Raw genomic sequence first — 15,080 nt, forward strand, 5'->3', positions numbered from 1 at the left:
AGAGACAAAATGGCTATCATTAATGACGAAGTCGATGCCGTCGTCGTCGGTCTCGGCTGGACTGGCTCGATCATGGCGATGGAACTTGCCCGTGCAGGGCTAAAGGTGCGCGCGCTAGAACGCGGCGGGGACCAAAACAGCGAAGATTACGCCTACCCCAAACCCGCGGACCAATACGCCTACGACACCCGCTACAAAATCTTTGCCCGTCCCGAACAGGCCGCTGTAACCGTACGCCACAAAGACGGCGACACGGCCTTGCCCACCCGCCAATGGGGATCATTCTGCCCCGGTAACGGCGTCGGCGGCGCAGGTTTGCACTGGACAGGCGTCCACGCCCGCCCCTCGGAAACCGACCTCAAGCTGAAAGACTACGCAGACGAATTCTACGCCCCCGGTCAATTGTCCGAGGAAATGGAAGTCCGCAACTACCCCTTCGACTGGGAAGAAATCGAACCTCACCTTGATTTCTTTGACAAGGTTGTTGGCGCGTCTGGACAAACAGGCAACCTGCGCGGCGAAATCCTGCCCGGTGGCGACCCCTTCGAAGGGCCCCGTTCGAACCCCTTCCCTCTGCCGCCGATGACCGACACGCTGAACTGCGCCATGTTCCGCGATGTCGCGTCGAAACAGGGCTACCACCCGTTCTCGAACCCTTCGGCCAACGCTTCGCAGGCTTGGACGAACCCCTACAACCAGCAGATCGCCCCTGTAACTACTGCGGCTTCTGCTCGAAATACCCCTGCCTGAACTACTCCAAAGCCTCGCCGCAGACGACCATCCTAGACGCGCTCAAGCGGATGTCGAACTTCGACTACCGCACCAACGCCGAGGTGATCCGCGTCGATATGCACCCTGATGGAAAGTCTGCCCGCGGCGTGACCTACATCAACGAAAACGGTGAAGAGGTCTTCCAACCTGCCGGTATCGTTCTGCTGTGCGCCTACCAATTCTACAACGTGCGCCTGATGCTGCTGTCGGGCATCGGCAAACCCTACGACTTCGCAACCGGCGAGGGCGCGGTCGGACGTAACTACAGCTTCTTGTCGAACGGCGGCCTGACGCTGTACTACAAAGACAAACAGTTCAACCCCTTCGCAACCGCCGGCGCCACAGGCGTCATGTTCAACGACGTCTCGCCCCGCCCGGGCTTTACCGATGGCGTGAAACACGGCTTTATCGGCGGCGCCAAAATCCACTCCTCGCAAGCCACCGGCAACCCCATTGGCACGTCTCTGCCACCGGGCACCCCCGGCTGGGGCGCTGGCTGGAAAAAGGGTATGGCTGATTGGTACGGCCGTTCGATGAAAATCTCGATCACGACCACCTGCATGTCGTACCGCAGCAATTTCATGGACCTCGACCCCACCTACAAAGACCGCTACGGCAACCCGCTGCTGCGCGTGACTTTCGACTGGAAAGAAAACGAGAAGAAGCTACAGCAATACCTGCGCGACATCTGCCTGTCGCTCAAGGACGACCTGCAACCCGACATCTTCAGCGAAAGCTTCATGAAGGAAGACGCACACTACGATCTGCGTCCCTACGTCTCGACTCACACCCACGGCGGCGCAGTCATGGGCGAAACCCCCGAACAAACGGCACTGAACAAGTATTCCCAAAGCTGGGATGCCCATAACGTGTTCGTCGTCGGTGGCCATGCTTTCCCGCAAAACCACCAGAGCAACCCCACCTCGATGATCGGCGGCATGGCATATCTGGCAGCCAAGGGCATCGTCGAGCAATACCTGAGCAATCCCGGCCAACTGGTTCAGGCATAAGGCGCACGCACATGAAAAAGACAGCTTTCTTTGCCATGACCATGCTGGCGGCCCCGACGCTGGCAATTGCCCAAACTGAAACCGCACCGGCCACCCCCGAGGTGATCGCCCACGGCGCAGACATTGTCTCGGCCAGCTGCGCCAGCTGCCACACCCCGCGCAACAGCGCGGGCGAACAAGCCACCGACCCTGCCGATCCCACCTTTTTGGGCGGCAACGATATGGGCGGCTGGTGGGCCCCCTCGCTTCGCGGGGGCGGCACGGCGCAGTACGGCATCGCCAACTGGTCTGCCGATGACATCGCCGAATATCTGGCGACCGGCCGCAACCAATATGCCGCTGTCGGCGGCATGATGAAGGGCGTGGTCGAACGCTCGACCTCGACCATGTCGCCGGACGATCTGACCGCGATTGCCGCCTTCCTGAAGTCGGTACCTGCGGATGAACAGACCGCCGCCGCCAAACCCGGCGAGCCCGAGAGCACAACGGCCCGCCTGACCGCGGCGGTCGATCTGTCCTTGGGCGAGCGTCTCTATATCGACAACTGCGGCGCCTGCCACTTCGTCGATGGTCAGGGCGGGGCGCGGATCTTCCCCGTGCTCGACGGCGCGTCCATCGTGAATGCCCCCGTCGCCGGCGGCCTGATCGAGACGATCCTGAACGGTGCCGAAACCCCCTCGACCGAGGGCGGCCCGTCGAAAAACCTGATGCCCGCCTTTGGCGGTCGCCTGACGGACGAAGAAGTCGCCGCCCTTGCCACTTTCGTCCGCCAAGCGTGGACGAACACGGCTGACGCGGTCACGCCCGAAGACGTCGCCGATCTGCGTTAACAGATCCCGCTGCGCGCCGGTGCATCCGGCGCGCAGCACCCACAAACAGGGCAGACGCCCCCAAGGCCGAGCAATGCTGCAAGCAGCGCACGCCAGCGCCTAATGACCGCCCCTATATTTTCGCGCCCCGCTGGCGTAAGACAGCTAAAAGTTCTGCCCGAGGCCCCCATGCGCAAACCCTTCGCCCCCCTTTTTGCCCTGATCACTCTTGTCGCCCTTGCCAGCTGCGGCACGGCGGGCATGACCACAGTCCAAGGTGCGGGGCCGAATGATCTGCTGAAACTGCGGGCGGGCCCCGGCCTTGGCTACAACATCCTTCTGGGGCTGCCCGACGGGACACCCCTACGCCGCCACGGTTGCGTGACAGAACTGGGGCAAAGCTGGTGCAAAGTATCGCTGACGACCACCCCCAATGTCACGGGCTACGTCTCGGCCGACTACCTGTCGCCGCCCGCGTTCGGGGGCCGATAGCGCGATCAGTCGCCCGCCGCGCCGCATTCGCGCGGATGCGGGCCAGCAAAGTAATCAACAAAGTATCTTCTTCTCTCGAGCCCCCTCCAGCAATTCATTGAACTGCTGCGCAGCAGCCGGACCCATCGCCTCGTATGCGGCGCCAATGCCGCGACTGCTGAAAACCTTCATCGCGCAGGCGTCATCTCGCGCACGATCCGGCCCTTGGCCTCTAGCCGAGCCATCAGCTTGCCCGTGGCCGAGCGGCCATTATTTATCCTGCGCGCGATCTTGGACTGGGGGCTACCTTCATGGCGGACAATCTCCATGAACGCCCACCATTCGGCTCGCGTCAGATTGCCAGGCTTCATCATCCCGTCAAAATGGGCACTTACCACGCGCGACTTTTCGTGAATATCATACAGCAGCGTGCCGTGACGCCGATAATCCTCACTCGCCTCCAAGCTGGCAAGTTCAGCGCTATCGATGGGCCAACGCGATGCCATAAACGGCCTTCTTGCAGGCGCGAAGCAGCGTGCAACGTGTGTCCCACACCTTTATCACAGCGTCCATCGCGCAGTCGGCCACAAGCGTCATCCGTCGAATACAATACCCCCCTTCGATATGTCGGCCAATACAGATGATCCGCCGCCCGCCAATCACGCGCATCTTCCAGCCGCCCATCCGGTCATGCTCTTCCGCAGCAGTGCGCACTGCGTGTCGAACCCTTCCAGCTTGGAATCAATCTTCGCGGCCAACTCCTCCAGCGTGTCGGCCTGCATCACATATGACGGCAGCGATGCATCAGGCTTCGGAACCGGCCCCGCCAAAGGCGCGCGTGGTCATCGGACACCATGTACATGAACCGGTTGGTATATTCCCCGCGCCAGGCGCCCCACAACAAATGCACCCGCGTGCGTGCGATACAAAACATCTTCTCGTTCGTCCGGCGCTGACCGTATTTATTGACCAACACCATAGTGTCGCTGCCCAGAAATAACTGCCGCTGGGGGACGCTGGCAAACTACAAAACCTCATCCAGAATTTCCTGCTGCAGCCAAGCCTCGTTCATGTTGCCAAGCTGCGCGTCCAGATCGATGGCGACCTTCACCAAATCGCCTTGGTTGCTGGGTACCGCACAGCCGCCCATAATCGGCACCCGCAGGTAATTCTTGCGCATAACGGTGTTATGGATAACCCCGCCCTAGCCGAAGATGACACCCTTGCGCGCCCGTATAGTGGGCTCGGTCCGTCGGGCACTTGCGTCACCACCCCTAACACCACGCGGTTCTCGTCCAGCATATCGCGCACGGCGCGGTCTCAAAGGCGATGTCGTCGCCTTTATCCCAGACGAAGTCCTCCAGCTGACCCGTCGGATGCGAGCCATAGCCCAAGTTGCCGTCCTCGTCCGCCGGCCGGATGGATCGCCCGCGTGGGGCTTTGTTTTCCGGCAAATGCGCGTAATAATCAGGGGTGAGCTGCCCGTCCCACGACGTATAGGGTGCCGAACACATCGCCCCCCTGTCGTGCAGCGTGCGGATCACCTCGGCCCGCGATCATACAGCACCTCAAGCAAACGGTAGTTATCCGCCGTCATGCCAAACGTCGGGCTATTAGCGCGGTAGAGGTGCGGATAAGCCAAACCGCATATATACCGCAGCGCGTCTTCCTTGGGGTCGTCGAGCTGCGCGCACGGTGGTCACGCCAAGGCGGCGCTCGCCGTCCCCTAGGCGGCCGCCTTCAAAAACCCGCGCCGCTATACGCGGGCCGCTTTCACATCGGAGTTGTTGGCCTTGGTCATCGCGGTCTCCTCCCCCTGAAGCATATCACCGACTGTGTCGCCAGCAGCCAATAACCTAGCTGCCGCTGATACGGCGATACTCTACCGACCGCGCGCGCGACAGGGCCAGCTGGAACCTGTCGCCGCCCATCTCGTTCAGACACACCCGCCGCACCCAAGGCCCATCGTGCAGCGTGAACAGATACCGCCCGCCGCCTAGCGACTGCAACGGCATCGCGCGGCGGGTCGGGCCCGCGCCCATCACCACAGCACCGCGGTAAATCTCCAGCATCGCGCCAAACGGATCTGCCCGCCACAGCCCATCCAACGTCGCGGGCACCGCTTCGGGCCGCGCCGGCTGAAACCGCGCGGGCGCATGACCGGCAGTCCCTACAACATCCTCCCCCTCCATCCGTAGATGCAGGGGCGATGTCGGGGCGCGGCTGTCGACGCCGCCCGCCCCATCGGGGTAAACCGCGATCGTGTCATCCAGCCGCGTCACCGCCTGTGCGTTCACTTCAATCCAATCCGCCCCCGTCGGCGCGACATAAAGGCCCGGCGTCATCGCATTTTCCGCCACAGGCAGCGCTGCCCCATACAGCGCCGCCATCACCCGTTCGGCCAAGGCCGTGCTGTTCACATCATCACGGTTCGCTACGACGATGCACCCCGCCCCTGCCAGCGGATCCAGCAAAATATAGCTTTTAAACCCCGGCTGCGATCCGCCATGCCCCACCAAATCGCGCCCGCCCACCATGTGATGGCGCATCCCCAGCCCATAGCCGGTCGCACGTCCGTCGCGCAGGTGGCCCGTGGCCGACAACGCCGCCAATCGCCCCGCAAATTCCCCCTCGCCGCGCAGCAACAGGCCGCCCCACGCGGCCAAATCGCGCGCGCTGCCCGTCAAACTGCCCGCCGCCGACAGGTGCATGCCCTGCAACCCAACCTGCCATCCGCGCCCGTCGTGCCAATATCCGGGGCAGAGGCCGCGCACAGGGTCGGTCCACATCTCGGCGGCCTTAAACCCCAGCCCATGCGGCCCGCGCAGATGGTCACGCAGGTAGTCGTCAAACAACCGCCCATGCCCGCGCAACGCCTCCTCAACCAAGCGATAGCCGCCGTTCGAATAATGCACCTCTGTCCCCGCCGGATAGTTCAAACCCGGCAGCGCCGTATGAAACGCCAACAAATCGGGCGCAAATGACTGGGTGAAGACCGACAGCCCCAACAGCGTCAGCGCCTCGCGCGTGTCGGGCAACCCGCCCGTCATCCCTAGCGCCTGCCGCACCGTCACCGCCGCCGTCAACGGGGCCAGCGCCGGCAAATGCGCCCCCAGCGGGTCGTCCAGCCCGATCACATCAGCCTCCGCCAGCACGAAACTGGCAAACACGTGCTTTGTGACCGAGGCGTATCGCACCACGCTTTCCACCCCGAACGGCACCCGCGTCGCAAGGCTCTCAACCCCCGCCGCGGCGCTGGCGCGCACCCCGTCCGTGTCGAACAACACAACAGCACCGCCGGGGGCATCGTCTGCCCAGTCTGCCGCCGCCCGCACCGCCGCCGCTGCGGCATCCCAATTCATCTGCACCTTCATACCCCTTCATCCTCGCGCGGCGGCGCACCCCACGGGGCCAACGCCCCGCGCATCAGCGCCGCCAGCGCGCTATAACTGTCGCCGCGCGGCGCCGACTGGCGCCAAACCAGCGACACCCCGCGCACCAAAGGTGCCCCCGCCAGCGCCACCGCAACGACCGCTTCCTCGCGCGCCACCTCGGACCGCACATAGAGCGCGGGCAGAAAAGACATCCCCATCCCCGCCGCCACCATCTGGCGCAGCGTGTCCAAGGTCGTGCCATCATATTCGCTAGCCTGCACCGCCCCGACGCCATGGCACAAACGCGCCACCGCGCTGTTGACGGCAGGGCCGAAATCCGTCGTCAACACCGTCTCGCCGCGCAATGCTGCGGGATTAATCGCATCCTGCCCCGCCAGCCGATGGCCCTGCGGTAATACCGCCAGCAACGCCTCGTCCACGATCACGGCGGCGCGCAGATCGGCATGATCCGGTGGCTCGGGCAAGATCAGCACATCATACCGCCCCTCCAGCACGCCCTCGACCAACATTTCTGCACTGTCCTCGCGTACCTGCAAGCGCGTATCGGGGTAGGCCGCGCGCACCTGCGGCATCACCACCGACAACACATAGGCCCCCACCGTGTGCACAACGCCCAACCGCAGATCGCGCTGCAAGGCGGTCATATCGTCCCGCCGCGCGATCTCGCGGATATCCTCGACCTCGGCGGCGATCGTCTCCGCGCGGCGGGCAATCTCGGCGCCCGCGGGGGTCAGCAAGACGCGCGCACGCGTCCGCTCGATCAGGCGGGTGCCCAAGCGATCCTCCAGCGCCTTGATCTGCAAACTCAACGTCGGCTGCGTCACATGGCACATCTCGGCGGCGCGGCTAAAGTTCAGCGTCTTCGCCACCGCGCTTAAATAGCGCAACTGCTGCAATGTCGGCATCGCACCTCCTTATAGCCCACGGCTATCACTTTTATCCATAATATCAATTTCCCCCCCGTTTGGCGAACATGTTTTAACAGCCCGATGTGATCACCCGCGCACAAGGCCGCCCCATGACACGAACCTTCGCCGGCTACGGCGCAGCGGCGCTGGTCGCCCTGATCTGCGCCGTGCTGGCCAGCTACCTGCCCGCCGTCACCTCGGGGCAGATACCAACTTTCGGAATCGACTGGGCGCCCGCGCTAGGGATTCGCCTGTCGTTCATGCTCGACGGGCTGTCGCTGCTGTTCGCGCTGCTGATCAGCGGTATCGGCAGCCTGATCTTCCTCTATGCGACCGGATACATGGGCAACCACCCGCGCTTTCGTGGCTTCATTGCCACCCTCTTCGCCTTCATGATCGCGATGCTGGGGCTGGTGATGGCGCGCGACCTGATCACGCTGTTTCTGTTTTGGGAACTCACCAGCGTCACCAGCTACCTGCTGATCGGCTTCAACCACGACAGCCCGCAAGCGCGGCGCAACGCGCTGCAAGCCATGCTGATCACCGCCGGGGGCGGGCTGGCGCTGCTGGCGGGGTTCATCCTGATCGAAACCGCAGCAGGCAGCTACGATCTGGCGCAGATCCTGTCCGGGCCGGGACTACAGAACAACCCGCACTACACCGCCATCCTGATCCTCGTGCTGCTGGGGGCGTTTACCAAATCGGCGCAATTCCCGTTCCACTTCTGGCTGCCAAACGCGATGGCGGCCCCCACGCCGGTGTCGGCCTACCTCCACTCGGCCACGATGGTGAAGGCGGGGGTCTACCTGCTGGCACGGCTGCACCCCACGCTCGCAGACACAACCGCATGGAGCATAACACTCGGCACCCTCGGCGCGACGACCGCCGTTCTTGCGTCCGTCCTTGCGCTGCGCCAAAGCGATATGAAGCAGGCGCTGGCCTATACCACGCTGATGGCACTGGGCACGATCACGCTGTTTCTGGCTGGCTCGGGCCCCTACGCGCTGACGGCGGCCCTGACATTCCTTGTCGCGCACGCCCTTTATAAAGCCACCCTGTTCATGGTCGTCGGCGCGATCGACCACAGCACCGGCACACGCCAGATCGCGGCCCTCGGCGGCCTGCGCCGTGCGATGCCGCTGACCGCGCTGGCGGCGGTGCTGGCGGCGGCGTCGATGGCAGGGCTGCCCCCGCTGGTCGGATGGATCGCGAAAGAACTCCTCTATGCCGGCGCACTGACGCTGCACCCCGCCAGCCTTGCAACAGCTGCGGCGCTGGCGGCAAACGCGCTGATGGTCGCCGTCGCCGCCACACTCGCCATCCGCCCCTTTTTCGGCGCGGACAAGCCAACCCCCATCCCCGCGCACGAGGCCCCGTGGACGATGTTGCTCGGCCCGCTGCTGCTCGCGGCCCTCGGGCTGGTGACGGGCCTTGCCGCCCCGCAAACCTTGGGCCCGTTGATCGAGGCGAGCCTCACCACCAGCCTCGCACAACCACGCGCGGCAGGGCTGCACCTCTGGGCGGGGTGGAACCTGCCGCTCTTCCTCAGCGGGGTGACATTCGCGGCGGGCGCGCTGATCTTCGCGCTGCGGGCCCCCATCGTGCGCTGGCTCGACACCATCTTCACCGCCCTGCCGCGCTTTGACACAGGCTGGGATCGCGCGCTGGACGCGTTCAAAGCGGGGACGGCGTGGCAAACGCGCGCGCTGCAAACCGGGCGACTGACCGACTACTTGCTGGTCACCTTCATCGTCATCGCGGGCGCGATCACGGGCACCGTGTTGGCCGTGCAGCCCCAGATCAGCGCGGCCGTCGCGGGCACGCCGTTCCTGTGGTTGATCGCAGCACTGACAGGCGCAGGCGGGGTGGCCGCGCTGACCACGCGCTCGCGCATCGCGGCCATCGCGGGGCTTGGCACCGTCGGCATCGGCGTTGCGGTCATCTTCCTCTATTTCGGCGCGCCCGACGTGGCGACAACGCAGCTGATGGTGGAAACCCTCGCCGCGGTGCTGTTTGCCATCGGCGCGCTGCGCCTGCCCGCCGTAGCAGAAACCCGCACCCGCCGCCGGCAAATCCTGCACGCGGCCCTTGCCGCCACCATCGGCGTCGGCGTCACGCTAACCATTCTGGCCATCGGCGCGCACCCGCTTGACCGGCACATCACCACGTATTTTGAGGAAAACGCCTACACCCTCGCCCACGGGCTGAACATCGTGAACGTCATCCTGGTCGACTTCCGCGCCTTCGACACCTTCGGCGAACTGATCGTCGTCCTGCTGGCGGCCTTTGGCGCACGCGCCGTCCTGAAACGCAAAAGGGGCCGTAACACATGAACTCGCTCATCCTGCGCGTCGGGGCACGGCTGCTGACGGGGCTGTTTCTGGTGGTCTCGCTTTATGTGCTGCTGCGGGGGCATAACAGCCCGGGCGGCGGCTTCATCGGAGGGCTGATCGGGGTGGCGGGCTTCGTCCTTTACAGCTTTGCCACCGACACCGCGCAAACGCGCGCCGCCCTGCGCGCCGATCCGCGCCGGATCGGGGTCTGGGGCATGATTCTTGCGCTGGTGTCGGGGGCGGTATCGGGGCTTGCGGGCCTCGCCCCATTCACCGGCCTTTGGCTAATTGTGCACGGCATCGCCCTCTCCAGCGTCCTCGCGTTCGACATCGGCGTCTACCTCGCCGTCTTCGGTGCCATCCTGACACTGGTTTTCACCCTCGAGGAGACGTCCTGATGGAAACGATCGTCGCCCTTCTGTCCGGCTTTCTAGTGGCCCTCGCGGTCTGGCTGATGCTGTCGGGCAACCTGCTGCGGTTCCTGTTCGGGCTGCTGCTGCTGTCGAACGGCATCAATCTGGCCATTCTGGCCGCAGGGCGGCTGACGGCAGGCAGCCCCCCGCTGCTCGGGGCGGGCGGCGCGCTGCCTGCCGCGCAAATGGCGAACGCCCTGCCCCAAGCGCTGCTGCTGACTGCCATCGTCATCGGCTTCGGCCTCTTTGCCTTTGCACTGGCGCTGACCATCCACGCCTATCGCACCTTCGGCCACCTCGATGTCGACCGCATGCGCTTGGCCGAACCGCAACCTCCTGGACCAAAGGCGAAATGATGGTCTGGCTCCTCGTCCTTCCCATCCTCATTCCGTTTGCGACGGCCGCGCTGGCCTTTGTTGCGCCGCGCCGCATCGCGGCCAGATGGGTCTCGGTTGCAGGCTCGACCGCCGCGCTGGCCGCCGCCGTGGCCTTGCTGGCAAACGTGCTGCAAAACGGTGTCATCGCGGGCCAGATCGGGGGATGGGCCGCACCGTTCGGCATCACGCTGGTCGCCGATTATCTGGCGGCGGCGATGGTCTTCATCACCGCGCTGATCGGCCTTGCCGTCGCCATCTGGGCAATGGCCGAAATCGGCCCGACATCAACGCGCCACGGCTATCACACGCTATTTCAGGCGCTGCTCGGCGGCGTCACGGGCGCTTTCCTCACGGGTGACCTCTTCAACCTCTACGTCTGGTTCGAGGTGATGCTCATTGCCTCGTTCGGGCTGCTGGTGATCAGCGGCCGCAAGGCCGCCATCGACGGCGCGGTGAAATACGTCACCCTCAACCTGATCTCGACAGTGCTTTTCCTCGGGGCGGCGGGGCTGCTTTACGGCGCAACCGGCACCTTGAATATGGCCGACCTGCACCTTGCCGTCAGCCGCACCGCAAACCCCGAACGGCTGACAGTCATCGCCATGATGCTGATGGTCGCATTCGGCCTGAAGGCTGCAGTCTTCCCGCTGTTCTTCTGGCTTCCCGCCGCCTACCACACCCCGCATTACGCGGTCTCGGCCGTCTTCGCAGGGCTGCTGACAAAGGTGGGCGTCTATGCCCTGCTGCGCGTCTTCACGCTGGTCTTCCCGCACGATATGGGCGCGCTGGCCGACATTCTGCTTTGGTCGGCGCTGCTGACGATGGTCACGGGCGTTCTGGGCGCCGCTGCGCAAAGCGACTTTCGCAAAATCCTATCGTTCCACATCGTCAGCCAAATCGGCTACATGCTCCTCGGGCTGGCACTGGCCACACCGCTGGCGCTGATGGGGGCGGTCTTCTACCTGCTGCACCACATCATCGTAAAGGCGAACCTCTTTCTCATCGCAGGCGTCGCGCAGCGCCTGACCGGCGGGTCCGACCTCGGCGCGATTGGCGGGCTTTACCGCAGCGCACCGCTGCTGGCGGCCCTGTTCCTCATCCCGGCCTTTTCGCTGGCGGGTTTCCCGCCGCTGTCGGGGTTCTGGGCCAAGTTCGTCATCGTGCGCGCCGCGCTTGACCTGCAGGCATGGCTGATCGCCGCCGTCGCGCTGCTGGTCGGCCTGCTGACAATCTTCTCGATGACCAAAATCTGGGCCGAGGCCTTCTGGAAACCCCACCCAGATGGCCGCACCCCCACCTTCGCGCGCCTGAACAAGCGCGAGCGCGCCCACATGCTGGCCCCCATCACCGTGCTTGGGGCGCTGACGGTCGGCATCGGCCTTTTTCCCGCGCCGTTTCTGGCCTTCGCCACCACAGGGGCCGACCAACTGCTGAACCCCGCCGCATATCTCGAGGCAGTCCTCGGCCCGCAACAGGCCGCAAGTGGGCAACCATGACGCTCTTTTTTCTGAACATCCTGCTCGCGGTCATCTGGGCAACGCTGTGGAACAGCTTCACGCTGCTCACCCTTGCGGGGGGCTTTGCGCTGGGGTTCGCGGCGCTCTGGCTGGCGCGGGGGTTGCTTGCCCCGCACTACTTCCGCGCTGTGCCCGCCGTGCTGGCGCTCGCCGGATTTTTTATCGTCGAGCTGGTCAAATCCTGCATTCTCGTCGCGCGCGACTGCATCGCGCCCCGCCCGAACATCCACCCGGCGATTGTCCGCATGCCGCTCGACGTGCGGTCGGACGCCGAAATTTTCCTGCTCGCCAACCTCATCACCCTGACACCGGGGACCCTCACCCTCGATGTCGCCGCCGACCGCAGCTTCCTCCTCATCCACGCAATCTACGCCACCGACGAAGCGGCCCTCGTCGCTGAACTCAAGGCAGGAATGGAACACCGCGTCAGAAAGGTATTTGGCACATGACCCCGACAAGCTTCATGCACGGCTGCCTTGCCATCGGCCTGACCTGCATCGCCATCGCGCTCTGCCTCAGTTTTGTGCGTCTGGCCAAAGGGCCGACGCTGGTCGACCGCATCGTTGCTATCGACATGATCACCACCGCCGTCATCGCCATCTGCGGGCTCTATGCCGTCAAAGCAGGCTCCGATGCCTTCCTCGACATCGCGGTCGCGCTGGCGCTGGTCAGCTTCATCTCGGTACTGGCCTTCGCCCGCTACGCCGAACAGGTGGCACATCGCGGTGACCCCGATGCTTGAGATCACCATCGGCCTCCTCGCGCTGCTGACGGGCGGCTTCGCCATAGCGGCCGGCCTCGGGCTGCTACGCTTCCCAGATGCGCTCACCCGCATGCACGCCAGCTCCAAGGTGGGCAGCCTCGCGGGTTCGCTCGCTCTCATCGCGGCGGCGCTTGATGGCGGCACCCTCAGCGCTGCCAGCCGCGCAATCATCGCCATCGCGTTCCTGTTTCTGACAGCTCCCATCGGTGCGCACCTGCTGGCGCGCGCTGCCGCCCGCCGCAACGCAAAGCGCAAATCACCCTGATGTCCATGGGCAGGCATGTGACACAAATTTCATCACAGGAATAATTGTTGAACAATTTATAACGGATCACCCCACAAAACGAGCCAACCGTTCTTGACATCCCGGTCGATTATAGCATGAGTCCGTCTGGTTTTGCAGCAAACGCCGCAATCCGCGCATTCTGTCTGTACCGAAGGGCCCCGATGAAGGACACGCACGACCACCCGCTTCTTTCGGTCACCGACCTCGGCGTCGCCTTCGGCGATACCCCCGTGATTGAAAACCTGTCCTTTACCGTCCCCCACGGCAAAACCGTCGCCGTCGTGGGCGAAAGCGGCTCGGGCAAAAGCGTGACCTCCCTCTCGATCATGCGGCTGGCCGACATTGCGGGCGCGCATTACACTAGCGGCAAAATCATGTTTGCCAGCGCCGACGGGCAAATCGACCTGCTGTCGATCGATCAGGACAAGGCCCGCGCGATCCGCGGCAACCAGATCAGCATGATCTTCCAAGAACCGATGACCTCGCTTAACCCCGTGTTCACCATCGGCGACCAGATCTGCGAAGTGCTGATGCTGCACGCCGCCCTCGACAAACCCGCCGCCCTGGCCGAGGCCGAACGCCTGCTATCGCTAGTGCGCCTGCCCGATGCCAAAGGCATGCTGCGGCGCTACCCGCACCATCTGTCGGGCGGGATGCGCCAGCGGGTGATGATCGCGATGGCGCTGGCCTGCCGCCCCAAACTGCTGATCGCCGACGAACCCACCACCGCGCTTGATGTGACGATTCAGGCCCAGATCTTGACAATCCTGCGCGACCTGCAAGCCGAATTCGGCATGTCGATTGTCTTCATCACGCACGATATGGGCGTCGTCGCCGAAATCGCGGACGAAGTTGTCGTCATGTGGAAGGGCAAAAAGGTCGAGGAAGGCCCCGTTGCCGAGATCTTCGCGAACCCGCAACACCCTTATACCCGCACGCTGCTGTCTGCCGTACCGCGCCTTGGTCAAATGACGGGCGAGCCCCTGCCCTTGCGCCTTCCCCTGACCGTGCTGGAAGACGGTGCCCCTAAACTGGTGGGCGAGCGTCGCCAGCAAGACACCGCCCGCCGCGACGGCGCGCCGCTAATCGACGTGCAGAACCTATCGGTGTCCTTCACACTAAAGAAAAACTGGCTGGGCCGCACCACACACTACTGCCCCGCTGTCACCAACACCAGCTTCCAGATCTACCCCGGCGAGACGCTGGCGCTGGTCGGCGAAAGCGGATCGGGCAAATCCACCATCGCCCGCACGATCATGCAGTTAACGCCCCCGACCACAGGCGATGTGCTGTTCGACCAGCAACCGATGTCGAAAATGCCCCTTGCCCAGCGGCAGGCCCTGCGGCGCGACATCCAGTATATCTTCCAAGACCCCTTCGCCTCGCTCGACCCGCGCAAAACGGTGGGCTGGTCGATTGCCGAGCCGTTGCGTACGCACGGCCTGCTGGATAACGACAAAGCCATCGTTCAGCGCGTGGGGGAACTGCTGGAACGCGTCGGCCTGCCCGCGTCGGTCGCAACGCGCTACCCGCACCAATTCTCGGGCGGGCAGCGCCAGCGCGTCTGCATCGCCCGCGCCCTCGCCAGCCGCCCGCGCCTGATCATCGCCGATGAATCCCTCTCGGCGCTCGACGTCTCCATTCAGGCGCAGGTCATCAACCTGTTCATGGACCTGCAAAAAGACGAAGGCCTGGCCTATCTTTTCGTCAGCCACGACATGGCCGTGGTCGAGAAAATGAGCCACCGCGTCGCCGTGCTCTACTTGGGCCAGATTGTCGAAATCGGCACACGCGCACAGGTGTTCGAAAACCCGCAACACCCCTACACGCGCCGCCTGCTGTCTGCCGTGCCCATCGCCGACCCCACCGTCCGCCCCGACCGCAAAGCGCTCGAAGGCGAGATCCCCTCGACCATGCGCGTCGTCGGCGATGCGCCCACGCCCGCCATCTACGACGAAGTGGCCCCCGGCCATCTTGTCGCCCGCCACTAACGAACTGCGACCGAACAACGACCAACAGGACACCAA

At 64.3% G+C, this 15,080-nt stretch carries 14 protein-coding genes and 1 pseudogene; 11 read left to right on the forward strand and 4 right to left on the reverse strand.

Annotated features, from left to right (window positions below):
- Positions 1-9 precede the first annotated feature (9 nt).
- From BVG79_RS12985 to BVG79_RS12995, 3 genes and pseudogenes are all read left to right on the forward strand, one after another.
- Positions 10-1,781: pseudogene (locus BVG79_RS12985) on the forward strand (GMC family oxidoreductase).
- A gap of 11 nt (positions 1,782-1,792) precedes the next feature.
- Positions 1,793-2,611: a c-type cytochrome gene (locus BVG79_RS12990; protein WP_085787538.1), complete on the forward strand. Its 819-nt coding sequence runs from the start codon at positions 1,793-1,795 to the stop codon at positions 2,609-2,611.
- A gap of 168 nt (positions 2,612-2,779) precedes the next feature.
- The gene (locus tag BVG79_RS12995; RefSeq protein WP_085787539.1) at positions 2,780-3,082 is read left to right on the forward strand and encodes an SH3 domain-containing protein; all 303 of its coding nucleotides are present in this window, start codon (positions 2,780-2,782) and stop codon (positions 3,080-3,082) included.
- Between the two features lie 167 nt (positions 3,083-3,249).
- Here BVG79_RS12995 and BVG79_RS13000 read toward each other — a convergent pair whose 3' ends face one another.
- From BVG79_RS13000 to BVG79_RS13020, 4 genes are all read right to left on the reverse strand, one after another.
- Entirely contained in the window at positions 3,250-3,567 is a 318-nt protein-coding gene (locus BVG79_RS13000) for a MarR family winged helix-turn-helix transcriptional regulator (RefSeq protein WP_085787540.1), read from the reverse strand.
- A gap of 518 nt (positions 3,568-4,085) precedes the next feature.
- Complete coding sequence (locus BVG79_RS13590; protein WP_157115752.1) at positions 4,086-4,241, reverse strand: hypothetical protein; 156 nt, start codon at positions 4,239-4,241, stop codon at positions 4,086-4,088.
- Positions 4,242-4,917: 676 nt separating this feature from the next.
- Positions 4,918-6,435 carry a serine hydrolase domain-containing protein gene (locus tag BVG79_RS13015; RefSeq protein WP_085787543.1) on the reverse strand — a complete coding sequence of 506 codons (1,518 nt, stop codon included), beginning with the start codon at positions 6,433-6,435 and terminating at the stop codon, positions 4,918-4,920.
- Entirely contained in the window at positions 6,432-7,361 is a 930-nt protein-coding gene (locus BVG79_RS13020; protein ID WP_085787544.1) for a LysR substrate-binding domain-containing protein, read from the reverse strand. Before BVG79_RS13020 ends, BVG79_RS13015 begins: the two co-directional genes overlap by 4 nt.
- Before the next feature lie 113 nt (positions 7,362-7,474).
- On the opposite strand from BVG79_RS13020, the gene mbhE reads away from it, so the two are divergent.
- The 8 genes from mbhE (at position 7,475) to BVG79_RS13060 (ending at position 15,044) form a co-directional block, all read left to right on the forward strand.
- Positions 7,475-9,697 carry a hydrogen gas-evolving membrane-bound hydrogenase subunit E gene (gene mbhE, locus BVG79_RS13025; protein WP_157115753.1) on the forward strand — a complete coding sequence of 741 codons (2,223 nt, stop codon included), beginning with the start codon at positions 7,475-7,477 and terminating at the stop codon, positions 9,695-9,697.
- Complete coding sequence (locus BVG79_RS13030; RefSeq protein ID WP_085787546.1) at positions 9,694-10,095, forward strand: MnhB domain-containing protein; 402 nt, start codon at positions 9,694-9,696, stop codon at positions 10,093-10,095. The genes mbhE and BVG79_RS13030 overlap by 4 nt, the downstream gene beginning before the upstream one ends.
- Positions 10,095-10,466, forward strand: a complete 372-nt coding sequence (locus tag BVG79_RS13035) for an NADH-quinone oxidoreductase subunit K (RefSeq protein WP_085787547.1) — start codon at positions 10,095-10,097, stop codon at positions 10,464-10,466. Before BVG79_RS13030 ends, BVG79_RS13035 begins: the two co-directional genes overlap by 1 nt.
- Positions 10,466-11,983, forward strand: coding sequence for a Na+/H+ antiporter subunit D (locus tag BVG79_RS13040; protein WP_085787591.1), 1,518 nt, complete (start codon positions 10,466-10,468; stop codon positions 11,981-11,983). Before BVG79_RS13035 ends, BVG79_RS13040 begins: the two co-directional genes overlap by 1 nt.
- A complete protein-coding gene (locus BVG79_RS13045; protein ID WP_085787548.1) occupies positions 11,980-12,453 on the forward strand; it encodes a Na+/H+ antiporter subunit E in 474 nt (157 codons plus the stop codon). Before BVG79_RS13040 ends, BVG79_RS13045 begins: the two co-directional genes overlap by 4 nt.
- The gene (locus BVG79_RS13050) at positions 12,450-12,746 is read left to right on the forward strand and encodes an MrpF/PhaF family protein (RefSeq protein WP_085787549.1); all 297 of its coding nucleotides are present in this window, start codon (positions 12,450-12,452) and stop codon (positions 12,744-12,746) included. Before BVG79_RS13045 ends, BVG79_RS13050 begins: the two co-directional genes overlap by 4 nt.
- Entirely contained in the window at positions 12,739-13,032 is a 294-nt protein-coding gene (gene mnhG, locus BVG79_RS13055; protein WP_085787550.1) for a monovalent cation/H(+) antiporter subunit G, read from the forward strand. The genes BVG79_RS13050 and mnhG overlap by 8 nt, the downstream gene beginning before the upstream one ends.
- Before the next feature lie 182 nt (positions 13,033-13,214).
- Positions 13,215-15,044: an ABC transporter ATP-binding protein gene (locus tag BVG79_RS13060; RefSeq protein ID WP_085787551.1), complete on the forward strand. Its 1,830-nt coding sequence runs from the start codon at positions 13,215-13,217 to the stop codon at positions 15,042-15,044.
- The last annotated feature ends 36 nt before the right edge of the window (positions 15,045-15,080 follow it).

Source organism: Ketogulonicigenium robustum (assembly GCF_002117445.1).
GTDB lineage: Bacteria > Pseudomonadota > Alphaproteobacteria > Rhodobacterales > Rhodobacteraceae > Ketogulonicigenium > Ketogulonicigenium robustum.

Coding starts and splice junctions, on each gene's coding strand:
- BVG79_RS12990 (WP_085787538.1), top strand. CDS start 1,793: ATGAAAAAGACAGCTTTCTTTGCCATGACCATGCTGGCGGCCCCGACG.
- BVG79_RS12995 (WP_085787539.1), top strand. CDS start 2,780: ATGCGCAAACCCTTCGCCCCCCTTTTTGCCCTGATCACTCTTGTCGCC.
- BVG79_RS13000 (WP_085787540.1), bottom strand. CDS start 3,567: ATGGCATCGCGTTGGCCCATCGATAGCGCTGAACTTGCCAGCTTGGAG.
- BVG79_RS13590 (WP_157115752.1), bottom strand. CDS start 4,241: ATGCGCAAGAATTACCTGCGGGTGCCGATTATGGGCGGCTGTGCGGTA.
- BVG79_RS13015 (WP_085787543.1), bottom strand. CDS start 6,435: ATGAAGGTGCAGATGAATTGGGATGCCGCAGCGGCGGCGGTGCGGGCG.
- BVG79_RS13020 (WP_085787544.1), bottom strand. CDS start 7,361: ATGCCGACATTGCAGCAGTTGCGCTATTTAAGCGCGGTGGCGAAGACG.
- mbhE (WP_157115753.1), top strand. CDS start 7,475: ATGACACGAACCTTCGCCGGCTACGGCGCAGCGGCGCTGGTCGCCCTG.
- BVG79_RS13030 (WP_085787546.1), top strand. CDS start 9,694: ATGAACTCGCTCATCCTGCGCGTCGGGGCACGGCTGCTGACGGGGCTG.
- BVG79_RS13035 (WP_085787547.1), top strand. CDS start 10,095: ATGGAAACGATCGTCGCCCTTCTGTCCGGCTTTCTAGTGGCCCTCGCG.
- BVG79_RS13040 (WP_085787591.1), top strand. CDS start 10,466: ATGGTCTGGCTCCTCGTCCTTCCCATCCTCATTCCGTTTGCGACGGCC.
- BVG79_RS13045 (WP_085787548.1), top strand. CDS start 11,980: ATGACGCTCTTTTTTCTGAACATCCTGCTCGCGGTCATCTGGGCAACG.
- BVG79_RS13050 (WP_085787549.1), top strand. CDS start 12,450: ATGACCCCGACAAGCTTCATGCACGGCTGCCTTGCCATCGGCCTGACC.
- mnhG (WP_085787550.1), top strand. CDS start 12,739: ATGCTTGAGATCACCATCGGCCTCCTCGCGCTGCTGACGGGCGGCTTC.
- BVG79_RS13060 (WP_085787551.1), top strand. CDS start 13,215: ATGAAGGACACGCACGACCACCCGCTTCTTTCGGTCACCGACCTCGGC.